General features: G+C 38.0%; 1 protein-coding gene. It reads right to left on the bottom strand.

Translation table 11 applies throughout. The annotated features are described in order from the left end of the window. Window positions 1-107 precede the first annotated feature (107 nt). Window positions 108-515 (bottom strand): ERF family protein, encoded by a 408-nt coding sequence (locus tag J7R13_RS08595; RefSeq protein ID WP_425523233.1) that lies wholly within the window; start codon window positions 513-515, stop codon window positions 108-110. Window positions 516-682 lie beyond the last annotated feature (167 nt).

Below are 682 nucleotides of genomic sequence, written 5' to 3'. Positions count from 1 at the left end.
TGCTTTCAGGTAAGCCTTTTGCTGTCTAACTGAGGACGGGGTAAACGTGTGAAGTAGTGACTTTCCCCAAGTGCGGTTGAAACAACTCTGCTGTACGTGGCTCCATCTCACAACGCCGTTTGTTGCTCTTGTGGCGGTAAGGATTGTTGTGCTTTATTAATATGGGAACGTGGCTTTTTTTTTAAAGAAAACAAAGTGATCTGGGCTTGGTAATAAGACATATCTGGTAGATTTTTTGCTCCTACGAAAGAGATAAGCTTACTTTCTTCAGATTGTGTTTTTTTAATTAATTCTTTGATTTCATTCATTTGTTCAGGAGAGATACCTGAAAGAAGCGTGTTGCCGTCTGTATGGTTTTCTTTTCTTGCGACATTAAGAAGCATGCCTAAGAGATATCTACGTGCGTAGGTGATAGTAGAGCCAACCGCTTGTATGTTGTTTTTGCTCCCTGTAGTATCAAAAGGAAATGTTCCTTCTGTTGATATTTCATTGCCTGATATACGCTTTAAAGTCATTTCTACAGTTATGCTATTTTAACTCTGCTCTTTGATACGAGAGAACAAGGCAAAGTGATGTGTTGCAAGAAGTCCTTTGATAGCATCAATATATTTATCAAGCGTTGTATAGAGGCTTTTAGTATGTGTATTAATGGCGTTTTGTTCTATATTTTTGTATTCCAGTT

The organism is Bartonella taylorii 8TBB, from assembly GCF_902825155.1.
Taxonomy (GTDB): Bacteria; Pseudomonadota; Alphaproteobacteria; order Rhizobiales; family Rhizobiaceae; genus Bartonella; species Bartonella taylorii_A.
The sequence above is the reverse complement of the archived record's forward strand: the minus strand, read 5'-3'. Positions and strand labels throughout refer to the sequence as shown.

Coding starts and splice junctions, on each gene's coding strand:
- J7R13_RS08595 (WP_425523233.1), bottom strand. CDS start 515: ATGACTTTAAAGCGTATATCAGGCAATGAAATATCAACAGAAGGAACA.